General features: G+C 75.6%; 1 protein-coding gene and 1 pseudogene. Both read left to right on the top strand.

Going from position 1 to position 850, the window contains the following annotated elements:
* Positions 1–617: AAA family ATPase (locus tag GT030_RS07420; RefSeq protein ID WP_161200392.1), on the top strand; the 617-nt coding region annotated here is incomplete at its 5' end.
* Positions 604–850: pseudogene (locus GT030_RS07415) on the top strand (ABC transporter permease); the annotation flags it as partial. The gene GT030_RS07420 and the pseudogene GT030_RS07415, both read left to right, overlap by 14 nt.

The following is an 850-nucleotide window of genomic DNA, read 5'->3' as shown; positions in this document are numbered from 1 at the left end:
ACCCGGCCGCCGACCCCCGCACCCGGCGGCCCCGCGCCGCCGCCGCGCTGGAGCGGGTGGGGCTGGCCGCGGCCGGGGGCAAGAAGGCGAGGGCGTACTCGCTCGGCATGAAGCAGCGCCTCGGCCTGGCCGCCGCGCTGCTCCGGCCGCGCCGCCTGCTCGTGCTGGACGAGCCGACCAACGGGCTCGATCCGCAGGGCATGCGCGAGATCCGCGGTCTGATCCGGGAACTGGCCGCCGACGGCACCACCGTCTTCCTCTCCTCCCACCTCCTCGACGAGATCGAGCAGGTCTGCACCCACGCGGCGGTGATGACCCGCGGCCGGCTCGTGATCCAGGGCGCGGTGGCCGACCTGTCCGCCGGGGCGCGCGGCCGGCTCGCCGTGACCACACCGGACCCGGCCGACGCGGCCCGCGTGCTCAAGGAGCAGGGCGTCACCGACCTCACCCTGGCCGGCGAGACGGTCACCGGGGAACCGCCCGACCGCGACCTCGCCGAGGTGAACGCCGCCCTGGTCGCTGCGGGCGTGCGGGTACGGGGGTTCACGCTCGAACGGGCCTCGCTGGAGGACGCGTTCGTGGCACTGACCGGAGAGGGCTTCGATGTCGCGGGCTGAGACCACGTACCCCCCTGCGCCCCGGCCGCTGTGGACCTTCGGGCTGCTGCGCAGCGAGCTGGTCACCACCCTGCGCCGCTGGCGCACCCTGGTACTGCTCGCGGTGCTGGCCGTGGTGCCGGTGCTGATCGGGATCGCGGTACGGGCCGAGACCGGGGGCGGCGGGGACCCGGACCGGGGCGGCGGGGGTCCCGCCTTCATCGCACAGGTCACCAACAACGGGCTGTTCCTGG

Origin of the sequence: Streptomyces sp. SID1328 (assembly GCF_009865595.1) — a bacterium.
Taxonomy (GTDB): domain Bacteria; phylum Actinomycetota; class Actinomycetes; order Streptomycetales; family Streptomycetaceae; genus Streptomyces; species Streptomyces griseoluteus.
Note: the sequence above shows the minus strand (reverse complement) of the source record. Positions and strands in the feature narration are given on the sequence as shown.